This is a genomic window from Campylobacter sp. CNRCH_2015_0338h, from assembly GCF_025772785.1.
Classification (GTDB): domain Bacteria; phylum Campylobacterota; class Campylobacteria; order Campylobacterales; family Campylobacteraceae; genus Campylobacter_D.
Window position 1 is genome coordinate 82,965 of the sequence record NZ_JAKMST010000004.1, and the last position, 21,902, is coordinate 104,866.

At 30.0% G+C, this 21,902-nt stretch carries 20 protein-coding genes, 1 tRNA gene and 1 pseudogene; 12 read left to right on the plus strand and 10 right to left on the minus strand.

Translation table 11 applies throughout. From position 1 onward, the window contains the following. Position 1: 1 nt before the first annotated feature. Both mgtE and L8X30_RS04005 read right to left on the minus strand, forming a co-directional pair. Positions 2-1,345, minus strand: a complete 1,344-nt coding sequence (mgtE, locus tag L8X30_RS04000) for a magnesium transporter (RefSeq protein WP_263679122.1) — start codon at positions 1,343-1,345, stop codon at positions 2-4. A gap of 1 nt (position 1,346) precedes the next feature. After that, positions 1,347-2,504 carry a peptidoglycan DD-metalloendopeptidase family protein gene (locus L8X30_RS04005; protein ID WP_263679123.1) on the minus strand — a complete coding sequence of 386 codons (1,158 nt, stop codon included), beginning with the start codon at positions 2,502-2,504 and terminating at the stop codon, positions 1,347-1,349. Between the two features lie 126 nt (positions 2,505-2,630). Between L8X30_RS04005 and L8X30_RS04010 the strand changes: the two genes are divergently transcribed. Genes L8X30_RS04010 through L8X30_RS04020 form a run of 3 tightly spaced genes read left to right on the plus strand, consistent with a single transcriptional unit; the run spans position 2,631 to position 5,535 of the window. After that, a complete protein-coding gene (locus L8X30_RS04010) occupies positions 2,631-3,341 on the plus strand; it encodes a plasminogen-binding N-terminal domain-containing protein (RefSeq protein ID WP_412175501.1) in 711 nt (236 codons plus the stop codon). After that, positions 3,341-4,723 (plus strand): FAD-linked oxidase C-terminal domain-containing protein, encoded by a 1,383-nt coding sequence (locus tag L8X30_RS04015; protein WP_263679125.1) that lies wholly within the window; start codon positions 3,341-3,343, stop codon positions 4,721-4,723. The genes L8X30_RS04010 and L8X30_RS04015 overlap by 1 nt, the downstream gene beginning before the upstream one ends. Further along, complete coding sequence (locus tag L8X30_RS04020; RefSeq protein ID WP_263679126.1) at positions 4,723-5,535, plus strand: YihY/virulence factor BrkB family protein; 813 nt, start codon at positions 4,723-4,725, stop codon at positions 5,533-5,535. Before L8X30_RS04015 ends, L8X30_RS04020 begins: the two co-directional genes overlap by 1 nt. Here L8X30_RS04020 and L8X30_RS04025 read toward each other — a convergent pair. The 4 genes and pseudogenes from L8X30_RS04025 to L8X30_RS04040 all read right to left on the minus strand — a co-directional run bounded on the left by L8X30_RS04025 (position 5,482) and on the right by L8X30_RS04040 (position 9,413). Beyond that, positions 5,482-6,738 (minus strand): annotated as a pseudogene (locus tag L8X30_RS04025) (ComEC/Rec2 family competence protein). The gene L8X30_RS04020 and the pseudogene L8X30_RS04025 sit on opposite strands and share 54 nt — an antisense overlap. Then, a complete protein-coding gene (locus L8X30_RS04030) occupies positions 6,735-7,298 on the minus strand; it encodes a DedA family protein (RefSeq protein ID WP_263679127.1) in 564 nt (187 codons plus the stop codon). The pseudogene L8X30_RS04025 and the gene L8X30_RS04030 overlap by 4 nt, the downstream one beginning before the upstream one ends. Positions 7,299-7,306: 8 nt before the next feature. Then, a complete protein-coding gene (gene rny, locus L8X30_RS04035; protein WP_263679129.1) occupies positions 7,307-8,860 on the minus strand; it encodes a ribonuclease Y in 1,554 nt (517 codons plus the stop codon). Then, on the minus strand, positions 8,784-9,413 hold the full coding sequence (locus L8X30_RS04040) for a 5-formyltetrahydrofolate cyclo-ligase (RefSeq protein ID WP_263679131.1): 630 nt from the start codon (positions 9,411-9,413) through the stop codon (positions 8,784-8,786). The genes rny and L8X30_RS04040 overlap by 77 nt, the downstream gene beginning before the upstream one ends. Before the next feature lie 67 nt (positions 9,414-9,480). Here L8X30_RS04040 and L8X30_RS04045 point away from each other — a divergent pair, with 67 nt between their 5' ends. From L8X30_RS04045 to L8X30_RS04080, 8 genes are all read left to right on the plus strand, one after another. Continuing rightward, complete coding sequence (locus tag L8X30_RS04045) at positions 9,481-10,026, plus strand: TlpA family protein disulfide reductase (RefSeq protein ID WP_263679133.1); 546 nt, start codon at positions 9,481-9,483, stop codon at positions 10,024-10,026. Beyond that, positions 10,026-10,892 (plus strand): signal recognition particle-docking protein FtsY, encoded by an 867-nt coding sequence (gene ftsY / locus L8X30_RS04050; protein WP_263679135.1) that lies wholly within the window; start codon positions 10,026-10,028, stop codon positions 10,890-10,892. The genes L8X30_RS04045 and ftsY overlap by 1 nt, the downstream gene beginning before the upstream one ends. A 3-nt stretch (positions 10,893-10,895) precedes the next feature. Next, the gene (radA, locus tag L8X30_RS04055) at positions 10,896-12,236 is read left to right on the plus strand and encodes a DNA repair protein RadA (RefSeq protein WP_263679137.1); all 1,341 of its coding nucleotides are present in this window, start codon (positions 10,896-10,898) and stop codon (positions 12,234-12,236) included. Then, on the plus strand, positions 12,227-13,735 hold the full coding sequence (locus tag L8X30_RS04060; RefSeq protein WP_263679139.1) for a phytoene desaturase family protein: 1,509 nt from the start codon (positions 12,227-12,229) through the stop codon (positions 13,733-13,735). Before radA ends, L8X30_RS04060 begins: the two co-directional genes overlap by 10 nt. Positions 13,736-13,797: 62 nt before the next feature. Next, positions 13,798-14,478, plus strand: a complete 681-nt coding sequence (locus tag L8X30_RS04065) for a F0F1 ATP synthase subunit A (protein ID WP_039668715.1) — start codon at positions 13,798-13,800, stop codon at positions 14,476-14,478. Positions 14,479-14,601: 123 nt separating this feature from the next. Beyond that, positions 14,602-16,020: an Asp-tRNA(Asn)/Glu-tRNA(Gln) amidotransferase subunit GatB gene (gene gatB, locus L8X30_RS04070; protein ID WP_263679140.1), complete on the plus strand. Its 1,419-nt coding sequence runs from the start codon at positions 14,602-14,604 to the stop codon at positions 16,018-16,020. Between the two features lie 2 nt (positions 16,021-16,022). Then, on the plus strand, positions 16,023-16,925 hold the full coding sequence (locus tag L8X30_RS04075; protein WP_263679149.1) for an NAD(P)H-dependent glycerol-3-phosphate dehydrogenase: 903 nt from the start codon (positions 16,023-16,025) through the stop codon (positions 16,923-16,925). After that, positions 16,922-18,085, plus strand: a complete 1,164-nt coding sequence (locus L8X30_RS04080; RefSeq protein ID WP_263679151.1) for a metal-dependent hydrolase — start codon at positions 16,922-16,924, stop codon at positions 18,083-18,085. The genes L8X30_RS04075 and L8X30_RS04080 overlap by 4 nt, the downstream gene beginning before the upstream one ends. Positions 18,086-18,096: 11 nt before the next feature. Here L8X30_RS04080 and L8X30_RS04085 read toward each other — a convergent pair whose 3' ends face one another. The 4 genes from L8X30_RS04085 to L8X30_RS04100 form a co-directional block, all read right to left on the minus strand. Next, a complete protein-coding gene (locus L8X30_RS04085; protein ID WP_263679152.1) occupies positions 18,097-19,392 on the minus strand; it encodes a methyl-accepting chemotaxis protein in 1,296 nt (431 codons plus the stop codon). Positions 19,393-19,457: 65 nt separating this feature from the next. Then, complete coding sequence (locus L8X30_RS04090) at positions 19,458-19,892, minus strand: hypothetical protein (protein WP_263679153.1); 435 nt, start codon at positions 19,890-19,892, stop codon at positions 19,458-19,460. A gap of 18 nt (positions 19,893-19,910) precedes the next feature. Beyond that, positions 19,911-19,996: transfer RNA gene (locus L8X30_RS04095), tRNA-Leu, on the minus strand. A 27-nt stretch (positions 19,997-20,023) separates the two neighbouring features. Beyond that, the gene (locus L8X30_RS04100; protein WP_012661906.1) at positions 20,024-20,347 is read right to left on the minus strand and encodes a F0F1 ATP synthase subunit C; all 324 of its coding nucleotides are present in this window, start codon (positions 20,345-20,347) and stop codon (positions 20,024-20,026) included. Between the two features lie 197 nt (positions 20,348-20,544). Here L8X30_RS04100 and L8X30_RS04105 point away from each other — a divergent pair, with 197 nt between their 5' ends. After that, positions 20,545-21,897, plus strand: a complete 1,353-nt coding sequence (locus tag L8X30_RS04105; protein ID WP_263679154.1) for a sodium-dependent transporter — start codon at positions 20,545-20,547, stop codon at positions 21,895-21,897. The last annotated feature ends 5 nt before the right edge of the window (positions 21,898-21,902 follow it).

Genomic DNA, 21,902 nt, shown 5'->3' on the forward strand with positions numbered 1-21,902 from the left:
TTTATAATAAAATCATTTTCGCCAAAAGTAAAAAACTAAAAAATCCCAAACCATCGGTAATCGCAGTAATCACTACACTTGATCCTACTGCAGGATCGATTTTAAATTTTTTCAAAGTTAGAGGTACAAAAGAACCTACAAAACCGGCTAAGGCTAGATTAATTAGCATTGATAAGGCTATAACAAGTCCCAAAAGAGCTGTTTTAAACCATATGAAAGCTATAATGCTCATAATGCTAGCAAATATAAACCCATTGAGTAAAGAAATTCCACTCTCTCTTAATATAACTTTTTTAGCATCTTTAAATTCTACTTCATTGAGTGAGAGCTTTCTAACTGTTACCGCTAAAGCTTGCGAACCTGTGTTACCTCCCATGGAAGCTACGATAGGCATAAGTACTGCTAGGGCTACAAGTTGCTCTATTTCACCTGAAAAAAGGCTAATGATATTAGCTGAGATTAATGAAGTAGTAAGATTAATCATAAGCCAAAAAGCTCTAGCTTTAGCCGCTTTAAAAGCACTTTCTTCCTCAACATCCGCATCGACTCCGGCTAAGTTATAAATTTGTTCTGTTGCGTTTTCTTGGATTAAATCATGGATATCATCATAAGTAATTCTACCTAAAAGCACTCCATCATCATTTACAACTGCTAAAACACTCAAATCATAATCTTCTACTATATCAATAGCCTTTTGTATATCCTCATGATCTTTTATGCTATAGCTTTTATATCTTTCATTATTGTTTTTAATAATATCTGCAAAACTTAGTTTAAAATCCCAAAGCAAAAGATCGCTTAGGTTGATAGCATTGCAAAGCTTTCCTTGGTTATCTATGATATAAACTTGAAAAATTTGATCTACTTGCCCTGAATGTTTTAAAATTCTATATCTTTTAATAGCCTTTTCTATACTCTCATTAATAGAAGCTGTGAAAATTTCTGTTTGCATATAAGCACCAGCAGTATTTTCATCATAATTTTTAAGGCGTAAAATTTCTTCTTTATTTTCGGAGCTTAAGTGGTTTAAAATGGCTAAAGTTTTTTGTGGATTTAGCTCTTCAAAACGCTTAATTAAGTCTGTTGCATCATCACTTTCAAGCTCTTCTACTGCTTTTGCAATCTTTATAATGCTTAAGTGTTCTAAAATATCTTCTAAGATATGTTCAGGTGTTATAGTAGCTACATTTGCAAGTGTGTAAGTATCAAAAGATTTAAGAGTTTGCAAATAAAGCTCTTCGTTACATCTTTTGATAGTCTTTAGGGCTTCATTGGTTTCATAGGTGCTTTGATCTTTGGAAATATTTTTTAAAAGTTCTTGTGCTTCTAAAAAATCATTCATCATTTCAAAGCTCCATAGAATTTTCTATATTTTGTTCTTTTGGTGGATTTTTATAGTTTTCACCAATGCTTTGCAAGCGATTTTCATACTCTTTTGCCATTTTTAAAAATTCTTCTTTATTTTTACCGCTTAGGCTTGATTTTGGAATTTTCACTATGGTTTCAGGATTAATTGCTTTGTTATTTAGATAAAGTCCAAAATGCAAATGTGGCCCAGTACTCATACCAGTAGAGCCTACATAAGCAATCACTTGGCCTTGTTTGACTTTTTGACCACGTTTGATTTTTGCAAAACGGCTAAGATGAGCATATAAAGTCATATAGCCTGATACATGTTTTACTTGTACAACCTTACCATAACCACCTTTTGTCCCAACAAAACTAATCGTTCCATCTCCTGCACTCTTAACCGGAGTACCCGTTGGAGCTGCATAGTCAATACCTAAGTGAGCTCTATAGCGTTTTAATATAGGATGATATCTTGCCCTAGTAAAGCGATCTGAAATTCTTGTGTATTTAACAGGTTTGGTTAAAAAGAAATTTTCAAGCTCTTTTCCTTGAGCATTATAATAAGAATCTTTATATAAAAATACAGAATATTCTTTGCCTCTAATGTTAGCTAAAGCTGCTTGGATATTAATATCGCCAAAAAGTCTTCCTAGTCTTCTTTTTTGCTCATAAATTAATACTACACTATCGCCTTTTCTAACATTTTTAAAGTTAACACTATTTTTAAAAGCTCTTACCATGGCTCTTGCTAAGGTTACACTGCCACTTTCATCATAAACATCTTGATAAGCTGAGTTGTTAATAGCTACGCGAATAGTTCGTTTTTCTTTAGTGTAAGAAATAGGAGTAAAACTCAATACGAATTTATTTTCTATATTTTTGTAAATATGAATTTGTAAATCATCGCTGATCGGGATTAAAACCTGTTCTAATTCTCCTTGATCATCTTTTAGCATTTGGTATTTAACACCACTTGTGATTTCTGCGCTTAGTTCTTTATCTTCTCCATCAAGATTATAATATAAATTAAGTGGTATAGAATGATCTTGTAAAAAATCAAGTAAAGTTTTGCCATTTTCCCAAGAAAGTTCTTCAACACTTGAAATAGCAAAAAGTTTTATAGATATAAGTAAAGATATGAAAATTTTTTTCATGATAATCTAAAGCCTTCTAAAATTTAAACATAAATTTGTATTTTACTTAATTTTTCTTACAATTTTGTAAGGAAAAAACAATATAATTTATTTTTTACACTTTTTAAGGAGTATAAATTGTCAAGAATTATCTTAGTGCTTTGCTGTTTTTTAGCATTTTTACAAGCTAAAAATTTTGATTTAATACAAACAAAACTTGAAAAAGTAGATGATATTTATGGTTATATAAAAGATGATCCTAGAATTTTATTGCACTCAAGTGGTATAGTTGTACATGAAATTGATACACAAAAATCTATCATTGCAAGAGTTAGTGTGATAGGGCGTGAAAATGGCTTGGTTAAATTACAATTTAAAGTTTTTGATATGCTAGCTCAAGATGCTATGCCTTTGCCAAATGTATTGCCACAAGTAGGCGATAAAATAGTTTTAAATTATTTATACGATAGAGCTTTGATTGTAGCTCCTGATAAAAGTGTGTATGATTTTATAGCTCAAAAATTAAATGGAATTTATTTTTTACATCCTGATTTATTTGGTGCTCATATGATACAAGAATACCGCCAAACTCCAAGAAGATCAGATTTTAGATCTTTTTGTTCAAAAAATGCTGTAGGGCTTTTAGTAGTAGCTTTAGAAAATAAAGCTGAGATAGTTGATTGTCAAGATTTTAGCAAGATAGAAGAATTTGCTATACCGCAAGCTCAAAGTTTGCAAATTCCATTTTATTCAAGAATTACAGGTTATAAAAGTGATATTTTTAGCTTAAATGATGAGGCTATTGGAAATTATTATGTATATTATGAAAAACTAATTAGCTTAACTAGAGAAAAATAATGCAAGAAATTCATCAAAAATTCTTTCAAGATCTTTTAGGGGTTGAAAATGCGTATTTTGATCCTATTCATAAAAGAGCGTATAGTTATGATGCTACTAAAAAGCATTATTTGCCTGATGGAGTGCTTTTCCCAAGAGATGAAAATGATATTAGTCAAATTCTAAAATACTGCAATGAAAATAAAATCATCATCATTCCTAGGGGCTCAGGTAGTGGATTTACCGGTGGAAGCTTGGCTGTTAATGGTGGAGTGGTGCTAAGCTTTGAAAAACATATGAATAAAATTTTAGAAATTGATCTTGAAAATTTAGTCGCAGTGGTACAACCTGGTGTAATAAATATGGCTTTACAAGAAAAAGCAAAAGAATATGGCTTATTTTATCCGCCTGATCCTGCTAGTATGGAGTATTCTTCTTTAGGGGGGAATGTAAGCGAAAATGCAGGAGGTATGAGAGCTGCTAAGTATGGTATAACTAAAGATTATGTAATGGCTTTAAGAGCTGTTTTACCCAATGGAGAAATCATTAGAGCAGGTAAAAAAACTATAAAAGATGTAGCGGGTTATAATCTAGCTGGAATTTTAATAGCAAGTGAGGGATCTTTGGCTGTGCTTAGCGAGATTACTTTAAAACTAGTAGCTTTGCCAAAGTTTAAAAAGACAGCTATGGGGATTTTTAACAGCATTGATGAAGCAATGAATGCAGTTTATAAAACTTTAGCTAAAGGTGTAACTCCTGTATCTATGGAATTTTTAGATCAATTAAGCATACAAGCATTAGAACAAAAATTCCAAAAAGGTTTACCTATGGATGCGGGTGCGATTTTAATCGCTGATGTAGATGGTAATGTGGAAGAGGCTTTGGAAGCGGATTTAAAAATTTTGCAAGAGAGTTTTTATGAATCTGGCGTAAGAGAGTTTAAAATAGCAAAAGATGAACAAGAAGCAGCTAATATTTGGTTTGCTAGAAGAAATTGCTCTCAAAGCATAACAATGTATGGAAATTTAAAACTTAATGAAGATATTACAGTACCGCGTTCAAAACTACCTGAGCTTTTAAAAGGCATAGCTGAAATTTCTAAAAAATATGGTTTTAAAATCCCTTGTTTTGGTCATACTGGCGATGGTAATGTGCATACTAATGTAATGGTAAGTGATAAAAACAATCCTGAATTAGTTAAAAAAGGTTATGAAGCTGTGGAAGAGGTGTTTAAGCTTACAGTTTCTTTGGGTGGGACTTTAAGTGGAGAGCATGGCATAGGCATTTCAAAAGCTCCTTTTATGAAGCTTGCTTTTAGTGAAGCTGAAATGGACTTAATGAGAAATATCAAAAAAGCATTTGATCCAAATAATATACTCAATCCTTTCAAAATGGGACTTTGATGAGTTTTAAAAACTTTTTTAAAATTCTTTTAGCTTTAAGAGATAAAGAAATTTTAAATTATGCTGCGGCTTTGAGTTTTTATACTATCTTATCTTTAATACCACTTTTGTTTTTATGTTTTTGGGTTTTTACCCAAATTCCAAGTTTTGAAATGTATCAAGAAAGAATTAAAAATTTAATTTTTACTTTTTTAATCCCAACTCAACAAGAATTAATCATACAATACATCAATACATTTTTAAAAAATAGCGTAAATTTAGGACTTATAGGGCTTTTGGCTATGGCTTTGACTTCTTTGGCTTTTTTTTCAGGTTATGATTATGTGATTAATAAGCTTTTAGAGGAAGATTCTAAAAGCCTTTGGCATAGTATAAGTTCTTATTGGACTTTAGCAACTTTAACTCCGCTTGGACTTGGGGTGAGTTTTTACATTTCAGGTTTTATACAAAAAACCTTAGATGATTTTAATATTGCTTTAAATTTTTTTGAGATTTTACCCTATGTGATTATATGGGCTTTATTTTTTGTCTCTTATTCAAGTTCAGTAAGCAAAAAAGGTGATTTAAAAACTTTACTTATTAGTTCTTTTGGCGCTTCTGTAATTTGGTATATTTCCAAGATGATTTTTGTGTATTATGCTGTATATAATAAAACTTATTTAAATGTATATGGTTCTTTTTCTGTAATATTATTTTTCTTTTTGTGGATTTATATTTCTTGGATTATTTATCTTTTGGGATTAAAGGCTTATTTGCTTTTAAATCAAGAAAATAAAGGGAATAAGCCCAAAAGAAACTATAAAAAGAGCTAAGTATTTATTAAATATAGCGACTAAAGATAAAATTAAATAAATACAATAAAACATAAAAGGTATTGATAGATTAATCGCATGCATTTTAAACTCAAAAAATGCATTAAATATAAATCTAATAAATTTCCATAAGAAAAAATATGCAAGATTAAAGCCAAAGGATAAAATATCACAAAGGTTAAGCTTAAAGGTATGGCTAAAAATTGCTGAAAGCTAAGTAGAGGAAAAAAGTATAATACAGGGATAATCATTGCTAAAAAAGTCCAGATATTTAGCAAAAAAACATGAGTAAAATTTGAAAATTGATCTTTAAAATGATGAAGATATAAATAAATATAAAAAACTCCCAAAATAGAAAATAAAAACCCAACACTAAAAAGAAGTTTTGGAAAAATGCTAATGTAAAAGACTATACTTAAAAATAAAAATTTAAAACTGAGTATTTTAATATTTTTACTAAATAAATAAAAAGCAAAAAGACTCATCAGTAAAGCTTCTTGTATAAGAAGGGCTAAAATCTATTAAAAATATATAAAAAATTAAAAGTAAGAAAGCAAAAATACTAATATCAAGCTTTAAACTTCTATAAGGAAAATATCGTTTATGAAAAAAAGCATATAAAGGAGCAAAAATCAAAAAGCAAAAACTAAATAACAAGCCCAAATGATATCCACTAATAGCAATTAAATGTGCGATATTATAAAAATTTACATCATTTCTAAGCTCACTTGATACATTTTTGGCAAAAAATAAAGCCCCATAAAATTCTTTGACTTTTTCATTATGATGTTGATTTAAAAAATACTTTATTAAGGTATTTTCTTTTTGTGTTTTAGTTTTGTTAAAATCATAACTTGGTGCATAAAAACTTTTACTAAGATAATCTTTAAAGTTAATATTTTTAGTGATAATTCTAAGATTTATCATATCATTTTTACTTAAATTTAGATCTTTAAAGCTAGTGGTGTAAAAAATAAAATCAGAATTTTTGAGTTTTAAAACTTGATATTTTTTACCTTTTTTATTAGTTTTTTCATAAGAAGATAAAACGATGTTATCTTTAAGTAATAAATGCTTAGTAAGTTTAAAATTTTGATATTTTTTATACTCATAGATGAGATTTAAACTAAAAATTGCTAAAAAACACGATAATAAAATAAAAAATTCTCTATAAGTTTCTTTTATAGAGAATTTTAAACTCATTTTTTCTTAGAAAAGCGTGATAAATATAACCATATAATAAAAATTAAAGTGATTATAAAAACAGGAGCTATGTAAGGATGGTTGGTAAATACTTCAAAAGCCTCTTTTAGGGTATTTCCAAAAATAAAACCAGCATAACCTAAAACAACAGCCCAAATCAAACTAGCTAAGGTGTTGATGATGAAAAATCTTACAAAGCTAAATTTGCAAAGACCTGCTGCTATAGGAATGATAGTTTTTACTCCATAAATAAATTTTTGTACCACTAAAAGCAAATCACCGTATTTTTTGATTTTCATCATAGCAAGAGCGATTTTTCTTCTATGATTTTTAAAATAAGGCATTATGTCTTTTTTATAGTATTTTCCCAAGATAAATAATAAAGTTGAGCCTATGGTATTAGCTAAAAAGGCTAAAAATATACATAAATGCAAATCAAGTTTAGTAGAGCTTGCACAAAGCACTCCTGCAGCAAGTATAGCAACCATACCTCCACCAAAAGAATAAAAAAATAAAATTAAATAGCCATAAGTACTTAGATTATCTATCATTTCTTGCATGAAAAACCTTATCTTGCAAAATCAATCGCTCTAAGCTCTCTGATAACATTAACTTTTATTTCGCCAGGGTATTGAACTTTTTCTTGAATCTCTTCAGCTATTTCTTTAGCTAAAAGCACAGATTCATCATCATTGACTAATTTTGCATTAACAATAACTCTAATTTCCCTACCAGCATTAATAGCATAAGCTTTTTTAACCCCTTCTTTACTCTTTGCTATATCTTCAAGTTCGCTCACTCTTTTTAAGAAGGCTTCTAAAACTTCACGTCTTGCACCAGGGCGTGCAGCGCTTAGTGTATCTGCTGTACAAACTGCAGCTGATTCTATGCTAATAGCTTCTTCATGCCCATGATGAGCATAAATTGCATTAATCACAACAGGATGTTCTTTATATCTTTTGCAAAGTTCAGCTCCTAAATCCACATGAGAGCCTTCAAATTCATGTGTTAAAGCCTTGCCTATATCGTGTAAAATCCCAGCTCTTCTTGCTAATTTTTCATCCCCGCCACACTCAGCTGCTATGATTCCAGCTAAATGTGCCACTTCTAAAGAATGTGCTAGAGCATTTTGGCCATAACTTGCTCTATATCTTAATTTTCCTATTAATTTAACAATTTCAGGATGGATATTATTAAGCCCTAAATCCATTACTATAGTTTGACCTTCTTCTAAGATATTATCTTCAAATTCTTTGCAAACTTTTTCATGAATTTCTTCTATTTTTGCAGGTTGAATTCTGCCATCTTCAACTAAAAGTTCAATCACTTTTGTAGCAATGGCACGTCTATATAGATTAAAACAACTTACTATAATCGCTCCAGGTGTATCATCGATGATAATATCAACACCCAAAACCATTTCTAAGGTTTTAACATTTCTTCCTTCTTTACCTATAATACGACCTTTTAGCTCATCATTTTTGATATTTACTACATTGATTAATCTTTCAGCAGCAAATTCTCCTGCAAATCTTGAAGTAGCTTGCGCTAAGATAAAATTAGCTTTTCTTTTGGCTTTATTTCTAGCTTCTTCTTCGTATTTTCTAACAATATGAGCAATTTCAGCTCTTGAGTTTTCTTCTACTTTTTGTAAAACTATATTTTTTGCTTCTTCTTGTGTAAGACCAGCTGAATGCTCAAGAATTTTTAATACTTCACTAAGCTTTGTTTCATAATTTTGTTTTAAATTTTCATTTTCCTCGTGTAAAGCTTTTATAGCTTGCTGTTCTTTTGCCAGCTTGTTTTTGTTTTCCTCATGAAGTTTTTCTTGATAATGAAGATTTTGTTCTTTTTTATTAAGCTCTTCTAGTTTAATAGAATGTTCTTTTTGAAGTTTTTGAATTTTTTCATCAAATTTTTTCTTTGCCGCAAATTCAGCTTCAGCAACCGAATTTTTAGCATCTTTAAGTGTTAGTTCAGCTTCATATTCAATGGCTTTTGCTTTTGCTTTTGCTTGCTCTAAAAAGATATTGAAATTTGCATCATTAATCTTTTTGGCGACTATATACCCAATCCCTCCGCCTATAAAAACGGCTATTAATGCAACTAATATTTCTATCATTGTTTTTAACTTTCCTAAAATATTTTTTATAAGGGTTTATATAAAAATTTCCTTTTATATCATGATCTTGGCTAAAAAATTGATCAGATTTTGCATCGATCATTTGCGTAAAAATAACCAAAGGTTTTTTATAAGAAATGCTTTCAAAAAACCTATCGTAAAAACCTTGACCATGACCGATTCTTCCTAACTTTGCATCTACGCCTATTACAGGGATAATCGCAACATCAATGCGAGTTTGCAAAAAAGAATCTTTTGGCTCATACACCCCAAAGCTCTTTTTTTCAAGAGCTAATCTTAATTTTACTACCTTTAAACTTTTATCTTGCATAAATGGGACGAAAATTTGATATTTTTTTGTTAGAAAATGCCTGAATTTATAAAGATTAATTTCATATTTTAAAGGGATATATATAAGGATATTTCTACAATTTTTGCATAAATTTAGAATTTTCTTTATTTCTTGAAAAACCAAAAAATCCCTTTTGTATTGATACTTTAATTTTAAATGCATTTTGGATTTTTGTTTTATTCTAAAATTGTTTTTTATCAAGGCTTTCCTTAAAGTTTTTAACTTTTTATGTTATACTTTTAAGCTTAAAAAATCATAAGGATAAGATTTGAAATTTAAAATTTTTTTAGCAATTTTTATTATGATATTTTTTACTTCATGTTCGAGTGATAAAGAAAATTCTAGCACTGAAAATACAGACAATGCAAGTTTAACTCAAAGTGAAAATACTGATTTTACTTTAAAATTTTTAGATGGTAGAAAAATGTATGTGAAATATCATGAGCAATCATTTAATTTTGATGATACAGCTAAAGCTAAGTTGTTTGTTTTTTTTACGACTTGGTGTGCACCTTGTAAGGCTCAAATTCCACATTTAAATAATCTAAATAATAAATATCAAGATAGATTTGAAGTAATAGCACTTTTTTTAGAAGAAAATAAAGAGCAAGAAATATTAACTTTTATAGAAGATGAAAAAATTAAATTTCCAGTAGCTATGGGAGAGAATAATTTTGTTTTTTCTAAAGTTTTAAATGTCAGTTCTGTACCAACAATGGTGTTATTTAATGCAAAAGGCGAAAAGATTAAAGAGTATTTAGGGATAATCCCTGAAGAAATGTTAGATATAGATATACAAAAAGCGATAATGTGATGTTTGAATTTTTAAAAAATGGTTTGAAAAAAACTTTAGAAAGTATTCATTTAGTTAAGGCTTCAAATAAAATCATTACTAAAGATTTGCTTGAAGAAATGCTTTTAGAAGCTGATGTGGCGTATGAAATAGTTGAAGAGATTATTTACTATCTTCCTCCAAATGATGAGGTCAAAAAGGCTGATTTAGAGCGTGTTATGGGAACTTATTTTATTTATGATAAGCCAGAACTTGCTAATGCCAAACCGTTTGTGGATTTGATTTTAGGTGTAAATGGAGTGGGTAAGACCACAAGCATTGCTAAAATGGCACATTTGCATAAAGAAAATGGTGAAAAGGTTATACTTGGAGCTTGTGATACTTTTAGGGCAGGAGCTATAGAGCAGTTAAAATTATGGGCGCAAAAATTAGATATAGATATCATAGCTACTTCACAAGGACACGATCCTTCAGCAGTTGCTTATGATGCTATTTCTAAAGCTTTGGCAAAAAACTATGATAGGGTTATTTTAGATACAGCAGGACGCTTGCAAAATCAAAAAAATCTTGCTAATGAGCTTGAAAAGATCGTTCGCATAAGCGATAAAGCTATGCAAGGAGCTCCTCATAGAAAAATCCTTGTACTTGATGGCACTCAAGGTGTGGCAGGAATTTTGCAAGCAAAAGCTTTTAATGATTTAGTAAAACTTGATGGAGTGATTATTACAAAACTTGATGGAACCGCTAAAGGTGGGGCTTTGTTTAGTATAGCAAGAGAACTTGAGCTTCCTATTTTATATGTAGGAGTAGGGGAGCAGCTAGGACAAATTCATGAGTTTAATCCTAATGAATATGTTAAAACTTTAGTTGAAGAGATTTTTGCATAATTTATGGCTAAAAAACATATTTTATTTGAATGTCAAGCTTGTGGAAATCAGCAAAGTAAATGGCTAGGCAAATGTCCTGAATGTGGTTCTTGGGATAGTTTTATTGAGCTAAAGCAAGAGCAAATTAAGGTTTTAAAAGAGTTAAATTCACTCTCAAACACTCTAAGTTCTGCAGTATGTATAAATGATGTTATAGCAGAAAATTTCACTCGCATTAGCACTGACGATAATGAGCTTGATTTAGTTTTAGGTGGTGGGCTTGTTGTGGGCTCTTTGGTGTTAATTGGGGGTTCACCTGGGGTTGGAAAATCCACACTTTTATTAAAAATTGCTTCCAATTTGGCAAAAAGTGGTAAAAAAGTACTTTATGTAAGTGGAGAGGAGAGTAAATCTCAAATCAAACTGCGCGCAGATCGTTTGAATGCAAATTGCGAGAATTTATTTTTACTTACTGAACTTTGCTTGGAAGATATTTTAAGCGAGCTTTCTAAAAAAGATTATGAAATTTTAATTATTGATTCTATTCAAACTTTATATTCTAATAAAATTACTTCAGCAGCAGGTAGTATCACTCAAGTTAGAGAAATTACTTTTGAGTTAATGCGCTATTCTAAGGCTAATAATATCAGCACTTTTATCATAGGTCATATTACTAAAGATGGAGCTATAGCTGGACCTAGAATTTTAGAGCATATGGTAGATGTAGTGCTTTATTTTGAAGGTGATGCTAATAAAGAAATAAGGATTTTAAGAGGTTTTAAAAATCGTTTTGGAAATATTTCCGAAGTTGGTATTTTTGAAATGACTTCTAAGGGTTTAATTAGTGCTAAAGACATAGCTAATAGATTTTTTACGCGTGGCAAGGCAGTAAGTGGTAGCGCTTTGAGTGTAGTGATGGAAGGAAGCAGAGCTTTAGTACTAGAAATTCAAGCCTTAGTTTGTGAGAGTGCTTACCCAAAACGCAGTGCAACAGGCTATGAAAAAAATCGTTTAGATATGCTCATAGCTTTACTTGAGAGAAAGCTTGAAATTCCTTTGGGGCATTATGATGTATTTATTAATGTAAGTGGTGGGGTGAAAATTAGCGAAACTGCGGCAGATTTAGCGGTGGTTGCAGCGATTATTTCAAGTTTTAAAAACCGCCCTTTAAGCAAAGATAGTGTTTTTGTGGGTGAGCTTAGTTTAAATGGTGAGATTAAAGAAGTATTTTCACTTGATGTGCGTTTAAAAGAAGCTAAAATGCAAAAATTTAAAAATGCCATAGTGCCGGTTAAACCTATAGAAGAACTTGGTTTAAAATGTTTTGTAGCTAAAGAATTACGTGAGGTTTTAGAATGGATGTAAAATTTGATGTAATCATTATAGGTTCAGGACTTGGAGGCTTAAGCGCGGGTGCTTTTTTAGCTAGAAATGGTAAAAAAGTTTTAGTTTTAGAACAGCATTCTTTAATTGGTGGTTGTGCTACTTGTTTTAAAAGAAAAGGTGCTTTGATTGATGCGGGGCTTCATGAAATGGACCTAGGTGAAGCAAAAACTGATATGAAGCATTTGATTTTTGAAAAACTTGGTATAAAGAATAAAATTGAAATTTTACTTTTACCAAGTGCATGGAGTATTAAAAGTAAAAATTATAATCTAACTTTGCCTCATGGTATAGAAAACGTAAAAGAGGTTTTGAAAAAAGAATTTCCACAAGAATGCAAAGGCATTGATAAATATTTTAAAGCTATAAAAACGCAAGCTTATGCTATTCGAAGGTTTCCTTGGGATTTAAAATTAAGTGAATTATTGTTATTTCCATTTAGCACTTCTTGGATATTTATCAAAAATAGATTGTTTAATAAAAAAGTTTATGATGTTTTAAATGCTTATATTAAAAATGATAAGTTAAAAAAGATTTTAAATGCAAATATGAGTTATTATCATCATGATAGTAAGGAATTTATTTTTAGTTTTCATGGCATTGCTCAAAAGCATTATTATGATAGTGGGGTATATATTAAAGGTGGCTCACAAGCTTTAAGTGATGCTTTGGCTGAGGTTATAAAAGAAAATCAAGGACAGGTTTTAGCTAAGGCTGAAGTTATTAAAATACTCACAAAAGATCAAAAAGCTTATGGAGTAGAATACATTCAAAACAATCAAAAACACACCATCTGTGCACAAAATATCATTGCAAATTGTGATCCTTTAATCGTATATAAAGACTTACTTAAAGATTTAAATTTAACCCAAGAAATCAAAGCAATAGAGTCTAAAAAGCGTGCTTGTTCTTTGGTAAGTGCTTATTTTATTTATGATAAAGATATTTCTAAAATTTATGAAAATATGGATTATTGCAATTTTATATTTGAGGATGATTTTTTAAATAGTTCATATGAAAATACTAATATTTTAAAATTAGATATCAAAAAAAGACCTATGGCTTTTGTGAATTATTCTAAAATTGATAGTGGTTTAGCTAGCGATAAATACATAGGTGTTGTAGCTTTTAGTTCAAATTATAGTGAATGGGATTTAAATAAACAAGATTATAAAGCTAAAAAAGAAGAAGTATTAAAAGCTATAGTGCAAAGACTAGATGAGATATTTCCAAATTTAAGTTCACACTTAATCCATCAAGAATTAGCTACCCCAAAAACTATACAAAGATACACTAAAGCTTACGAGGGTGCAATTTATGGATTTTCTCAAGATCAAGAAGGGGCTAAATATAGATTGCATTATAAAAGTAAAAGTATAGAAAATTTGTATTTTGCTAATGCTTTTATATTTCCTGGCGGTGGTTTTACAGGTGCGATTTTAGGAGGATATTTTTGCGCTAATAAAATGAATTTTCATTAAAATATAAGCAATTTTTTTTTATAATATTAGCTTTGAAATATTTATTCTGCTAAGGATTTTTAATGAAAGATTTATTTTTATTTAGTTCTTTTATAGATTCTAGTCACACTTTTGCATACTTTTTTCACTTAGGTATAGTAGTTGTGATTTCTTTGATTTTAGCAAAACTTGCTACAAGATCCATGCAAATTGTTCCAAGAGGTAGTCAGAATTTAGCTGAGGCTTATATGGAAGGCATTCTAAGTATGGGTAGAGATACTATGGGTAGTGATGAAGCTGCTAGAAAATACTTGCCTTTAGTTGCAACTATAGGTTTTATGGTGTTTTTTAGTAATATTATAGGGATTATCCCAGGTTTTGAAGCTCCAAGTGCTAGTTTAAATTTTAGTGCTTCTTTGGCTATTATAGTATTTGTGTATTATCATTTTGAAGGCATTAGAACTCAAGGATTTTTTAAGTATTTTGCACATTTTATGGGACCTGTTAAAATTCTAGCACCTTTAATGTTTCCTATAGAAGTGGTTTCTCATTTTTCAAGAGTTATTTCTTTATCTTTCCGTTTATTTGGTAATATCAAAGGAGATGATTTATTCTTAGCAGTTATTTTAGCTCTTGTGCCTTGGGTTGCACCACTACCTGCTTATATGCTTCTAACTTTTATGGCATTTTTGCAATCTTTTATTTTTATGATTTTAACTTATGTTTATTTAGCAGGTGCAACTGTAGTTGATGAACATCATTAATTTTTAAAAAGCAAAAAATATTTTTTGCTTTTTTCTTTTTTAATATTCCTCTTTTATTCTTTTTTAAACTCTTTTTGAAATAAAAAACGCTAGAATAAACAAAAAATTCTAAGGAAAATTTTAATGTTTGAAGTTGTTATAGGACTTGAAGTTCATGCACAATTAAATACCAAAACAAAAATCTTTTGTTCATGTGCAACTTCTTTTGGAGAAAAATCAAATACTAATGTATGCCCAACATGTTTAGCTTTACCAGGTGCTTTGCCTGTATTAAATCAAGAAGCAGTGAAAAAAGCTATAGCATTTGGAAAAGCAGTTAATGCAACTATAAATAAAAAAAGTATTTTTAATAGAAAAAATTATTTTTATCCCGATTTACCAAAGGCTTATCAAATTTCGCAATTTGACATTCCTATAGTAGAAAATGGTGAGCTGTTTATCAATGTAAATGGAGAAAATAAACGCATAGGTATTACTAGAGCTCATTTAGAAGAAGATGCGGGGAAAAATATACATGAAAGTAATTTTTCAAAAGTAGATTTAAATAGAGCAGGTACACCTTTGCTTGAAATCGTTAGCGAGCCTGAACTTAGAAGTTCTGATGAAGCAGTGGCTTATTTGAAAAAGCTTCATTCTATTATAAGATTTTTAGATATTTCAGATGCAAATATGCAAGAAGGTAGTTTTAGATGTGATGCTAATGTTAGTATTCGTCCAAAGGGTGATGATAAGCTTTATACTAGAGTGGAGATTAAAAATTTAAATTCATTCCGTTTTATCCAAAAGGCGATTGAGTATGAAGTAAAACGCCAAAGTGAAGCTTGGGAAGATGGAAAATACGATCAAGAAGTTGTGCAAGAAACAAGATTATTTGATACGGTTAATTTGGTTACTAGAAGTATGAGAGGTAAGGAAGATTCTGCTGAATATAGATACTTTCCTGATCCTGATCTTTTACCTGTAATTTTAGATGATGAAATGCTAAGTCAAGATATACCTGAACTTCCTGATGAGAAAAAAGCTAGATTTGTTAGTGAGTTAGGTATTAAAGAAAGTGATAGTGAAGTGATTGTGTCTTCATTGGAGCTTTGTAGATATTTTGAGCATTTAATTGATCAAAAATTAAACCCAAAACTTTGTGTTACTTGGCTTACGACCGAGTTAATGGGACTTTTAAAAGGTGAATTAACTATAGAAAACTCACCTATAAAACAAGAAAAATTAGCTGTTTTAATCAAACGTATAGAAGAAGGTGTTATTAGTGCTAAAGCAGGTAAGGATATTTTAGCTTATGTGTTTGAAAATACAGAAGTTGAAATTGATAATGCTATTGAAAAACTTGGTTTAAAACAAGTAAGCGATGATGGTGCTATTGAAAAGATTGTTGATGAAATTTTAGCAAACAATGAAGATAAAGTAGCTGAATATAAAAGTGGCAAAGATAAACTTTTTGGTTTCTTTGTCGGTCAGGCAATGAAAGCAGGCAAGGGTGCATTTAATCCTGCTAAGGTAAATGAAATTTTAAAAGCAAAACTTGGTTAAATATGAAAATAGCAGTTATTGGTGCAGGAAAATGGGGAAGTGCTTTATATGATGCATTGAGTGTTAAAAATGAATGCGTGATAACTTCTTTTCACGAAAAAGATCTTTCTTATTTTGTTAGCACCAAAGAAGCTTTAGAGTATGAATATTTGGTTTTTGCTTTATATGCTCAAGGAATACATGAGTGGCTTGTAAATAATTTTAAAGATTTAAATCAAAAAATTCTTGTAGCTTCTAAGGGCATTGATTGCAAAAGTTTAAAATTTATGGATGAGGTTTTTGGTGAGTTCATAAGTAGTGATAGACTTTGTTTTTTAAGTGGACCTTCTTTTGCAAGCGAAGTGCTAGAGAAAAAACCTTGTGCTTTGGTTATTAGTGGTAAAAATCAAGAACTCTGTAATCAATTTGCGAGTTTTTTTCCAAACTATATTAAAACCTATACAAGTTCTGATGTTAAAGGTGCTGAAATTTGTGGTGCTTATAAGAATGTTTTAGCAATTGCAAGCGGAGTTTGTGATGGCTTAAATTTAGGCAATAATGCAAGAGCTTCTTTAGTCTCAAGAGGTTTAGTAGAAATGCACCGTTTTGGGCAGTTTTTTAGTGCTAAAGAAGAAACATTTTTAGGACTTAGTGGGGCTGGAGATTTATTTTTAACAGCTTCAAGCAATCTATCAAGAAATTATAGAGTAGGTTTGAGTTTGGCTAGTGGCAAAAATATAAAAGATATTTTAATGGAGCTTGGAGAGGTAGCCGAAGGAGTGCAAACTGCTTATGCTATACATGCCTTATCAAAGCAATTTCAAATTTATACCCCGATTGTCAATGAAGTGGTTTTAATGCTAGAGGGTAAAAATGCTTGGGAATCTTTGAAAGATTTGATGTCATCAAAGGAGGAAATATCATGATTATCAAAAGTGCAAAAATTTATGGTGAACAAGTACTTGATCTTAAAATAGAAGATGGAAAAATCACTCAAATTGCCAATGATTTAAAAGATGATGAGTATATTGTTGATATAAAAGGCAAAACTTTGCTTCCTTCGTTTATTGATTTAAATGTTAGTTTGCTTGATAATGAATTTAGTATAGATAAATTATATGATCTTGAAAAAGCATGCTTAAAAGGCGGGGTAGGGACTATTGTTTTAAAAGATAGTTTAGAAGCTAACACTCAAGGCTATGCACTTTATTTTGATAAATTAAAATCTTTAGATATTAATGTTTTACCTACTATTAATGTATTAGATAAAACAGAAAAATTAAAAAATATCGCCACCTTAATTGATATGGGTGCAAAAGGCTTGGAGCTTTCAAGTACTTTAGGCGCAAATTATTTAAGACAGTGCATGCAATATGCTAATATGAAATCAACTCCGATGTTTTTAAAGTGTTTTGATGAGAGTTTTGATGATCATGGGGTGATGAATGATGGGCAAACAAGTTTTGAATTAGGACTTATAGGAATTAGTAATATAGCTGAGACTAGTGAAGTAGCAAAAATGAAAGAATTGGTGGAGTTTTATAAAAACAAAGCTTGTTTTAACTCTTTAGCAATTACAAGATCATTTGAATTACTACATGATCAATATAGTGAAATTTCAATCCATCATTTAATCAAAGATGAAAACGCTTGTGAAAATTTCAATACTCAAGCAAAAATTTTACCTCCACTAAGAGCAAAAAATGAATTAATAGGTCTTAAAAAATTACTTCAAGATAAAAAAATTACTTTCTTAAGCTCTTTGCATACTCCTAGCACTAAAAAAGATTTAGCTTTTGATGAAGCAGACTTTGGAATTAATGCCATAGCTATGTATATGAGTTTATGTTTTACATATTTAGTAAAAGAAGGTGTTTTAACTTGGAAAGAATTATGTGATTTTACAAGCTATAATCAAGCGCAATTTTTAGGATTAAACAAAGGTAAAATAGAACTTGGTTTTGATGCTGATTTGGTTGTATTTGAAGAAAATCTTTCTTTTAAAGGGGAAGGTTTATATGCAAATGATACCTTGCAAGGTAAGGTAGAAAAAAGCTTTATAGCAGGAAAAGTTTTTAGCTTTTGAGCTAAAAACTCTTATTTATCCTGCATAGCTTGTGCTACTTTAGTTGAGCTATTTCTAATTTTTTCCATACATTCTCTAGCTTCTTTGGCTAAATCCACACTTTGATTTACACCACTTAAACCATCTTTAATACTTTGCACCACTTCAGCTGTTACATTTCTAATAGAATTAATGGTAGTAGTAATTTCATTTACTGAATGTCCAGTTCTTTCAGCTAGATTTCTAACTTCATCAGCAACCACGGCAAAACCACGTCCATGTTCTCCAGCACGCGCTGCTTCTATGGCAGCATTTAGCGCTAAAAGATTGGTTTGATCTGCTATATCACTAATAGTTTGAATGATATTTTTGATTTCTTCTGATTGTTCATTTAATGATGAAACTAAATTACTACTATTATTCATCATCTCGGCAATATTTTGAATATTTTGAACCGTATTTTCTATAACACTATCGCCTTCTTGAGTTAAATTATCATTTTGTTCTGCTAGTTCGCTAATGAGCTTTAGTTTTTCCTCATCTCTTACAACTTGCTCGGTAATATCTGTTGCAAATTTAATAACTTTATAAATTTCTCCATCATCATTTTTGATAGGATTATAGCTTGCTTCTAGGTGGATTAGTTTATTGTTTTTACCAAAGCGTATAAATTTTCCTGATTGGAATTTACCACTTCTTAATTCTTCCCAAAAAATTGTATATTCTTTTGAGTTTCTAAACTTTTCTTCGCAAAACATACTATGGTGTTTTCCTTTGATTTCATTTAGTGAATAACCCATAGTTTGAGTGAAGTTTTCATTAGCATTTAAAATCTCTCCATAAGGATTAAATTCAATAATAGCCATAGAACGATTAGCTGCATCTATGGTGTTTTTTAAATCAAGCATTTCATAGTGCCTTTGAGTAATGTCATTGGCGAATTTAATAACCTTATATACTTTGTTATTTTGATCTAAAATAGGAAGATAATTAGCTTCAAGATAAATGTCTTTTCCACCTTTTGCGATGCGTCTAAAAAGACCATTTCTTGATTTACCACCTTTTAAATCTCTCCAAAAATCAACATAGCGTTGAGACTTTACTACTTCAGGTAAGCAAAACATACTATGGTGTTTTCCTTTAATTTCATCTAGAGAGTAATTCATAGTTTTTAGAAAATTTTCATTAGCGCTAATGATGGTCCCATCTGTTTGAAATTCTATCATCGCCATAGTTTTGCTAATAGCATTAAGTATATCTTGAAAAGCTTGATTAGATTGTTCTAATTGAATAATTTGCTCATTGATTTTTTTCTTATTGACAAACATGAATTTCCTTTATAAAAATAGCTTAAAATTATAAAGTGTTTTTTGAAATAAATAATTTGTTTGTGTTAGTTTTTTGTTAAATTAGAAAATTTTTCTTGCAAAGAAGTTCTGATTGAATCATTAATCTCATCACTATTCTTTAAGTATTGTTCATTAAGCTTTTCGAGCTCTTTTAAAAAGTCAAAAAGAGCTTCTTCCCACAAAGCATTGCTTTTTTTACTTAAATTCATAGTTTGAATATGGTTAAGCTTTCTGCTCATATCGCTTAAATTTTCCAAAAATTCATCTTTATTATTTTCATTTTGAAGTGTAAAAGTGTTTTGTAAAAGATTGTTTTTGATATTTCTTATTTCTTCGTTAATAAGATCACAAAACTCAGGATAAATATCATTTTTAATGGGTTCAAGTAAGACTTGCTCATCTAATTTTAGTGTATATTTTTTAATAGCAAAAAAAAGAATTAAAAAAGCTATTGCACTAATTAAGAGATAAAAAACCATTTTTTAAAATTCCTTAAATGGTGCGGTTAGCGAGATTTGAACTCGCACACGCTGAGCGCACCACCCCCTCAAGATGGCGTGTCTACCAGTTCCACCATAACCGCATAAAGCCCTAAAAAGGGCTTTTATAATTAAGCTGCTACTAATGCTTGGAATGGATTAGCATAAAGAGCGATAAGAGCAATAACAAGTGCATAGATAACTTGAGCTTCAATCATCGCTAAAGCAATAAACATAGTAGTCATTAATTTACCACCAAGACCAGGGTTTCTAGCAGTACCTGCTATAGTTGCTGCCGCAGTATTACCCATACCAATAGCACCACCTAAAGCTGCAACACCAAGTCCTAAACCTGCTGCTAAGATAGAAAAAGAAGCTAACCATTGATTCATAGAGCCTTCAGCAGCGAATGCAAAACCACTTAAAGCTAGCATTAAAAATACGATTTTTTTCATAGTATTCCCTCGATATAAAATTTAAATCCTTTCGGCTTGCGTATCCCTACTCGTGATTTATAAAAGCGAAATTATATATTAATATAGCTTTAAAATTATTGAAATTTAAATTAATAAGCATATTTTAAAATAAATTAAAGTTTTTTTTAGCTACATTAAATGTTTTTTATGTGCTTATAAAATTTAAGGTTATTTTTATGAATGATAAATTTTCTAAAATAGGCTTTGTATTAGCAGTGGCAGGTTCAGCCGTTGGGCTTGGAAATGCTTGGAAATTTCCAACTTTAGTAGGGCAAAATGGAGGCTCAGCCTTTGTACTTTTGTATTTATTTTTGACTTTGGGTGTAGGTTTTGTGATATTTTTAGCAGAACTTAGTATAGGAAAACTTAGTGAAAAAGATCCTGTAAATGCTTATTATACTTTAGCACCAAAACACAAAAGAGCTTGGTCTATAGTCGGTTTTTCTTTAATAGGCGCTATTTTGATTGTTTCTTTTTATAGTGTGATTATAGGATGGATTGTGAAGTATGCTTATTTTGGATTTTTTCCTTTACCAAAAAGCATAGAAGAAAGTAGCGCTATTTTTGGAAATTTACTTTCTAATGATGTTTTATCTCAATTTATATGTTTTACTTTTGTATTTATAGTTATTTTTTATGTAGTATCAAAAGGTGTTAAAAGTGGTATAGAAAAACTTAATGTTTGGATGATGCCAAGTTTATTTATACTACTTATTTTAATGCTTGGGTATTCTTTTAGTATGGATGGTTTTTCTAAGGCGAGTGAATTTTTGTTTTCTCCTGATTTTTCTAAGCTTGGTGTAGGGGCGTTTTTGAGTGCTTTAGGACTTGCTTGCTTTTCTTTATCTATTGGAGTGGGTTCGATTATAACTTATTCTGCAAGTTTGCCTGATAAAACAAATTTTATTACAAGTACTATTAATATTATTATTATTAATATTATCATTGGTATTATGATGGGACTTATTGTATTTACTTTCATATTTGAATTTAATGGCAATCCAGCTCAGCAAGGTCCAGGTTTGATTTTTGTATCTTTAATGAGTTTGTTTTCAAATATTGATCCAATTGGCTTTTTACCTTTGGGAAATATTTTAGCCATAGCCTTTTTTATAGCTTTATTTTTTGCAGGGATTACTTCAGCAGTTTCCATGATAGAACCTTTAACCTTTTATTTAATTAATTCTTATAATTTTACAAGAAAAAAAGCTTTGATTTTTATAGCTTTCATTGTGTATTTTTTGGGAAGTTTGTGTATTTTATCAGGAATTGAGTGGAGTAAAGATTCTTTGGAATTTTTTGGAAAAAGTTTTTTTGATATATTAGATTTTATAGCTTCAAATTTAATGATGCCTTTGGGCGGGTTATTTGGTGCAATCTTTGTAGGCTTTGTACTTAAAAAAGAAGCTTTGCAAACTTTATTTTATCCTTATATGAGGGGTAAATACTTTGAGTGCTGGTATTTTTTTGTAAGATATATTTCACCTTTGGCGGTGATTTTAATCATGATAAAACAATTATTTTTTTAAGGTTA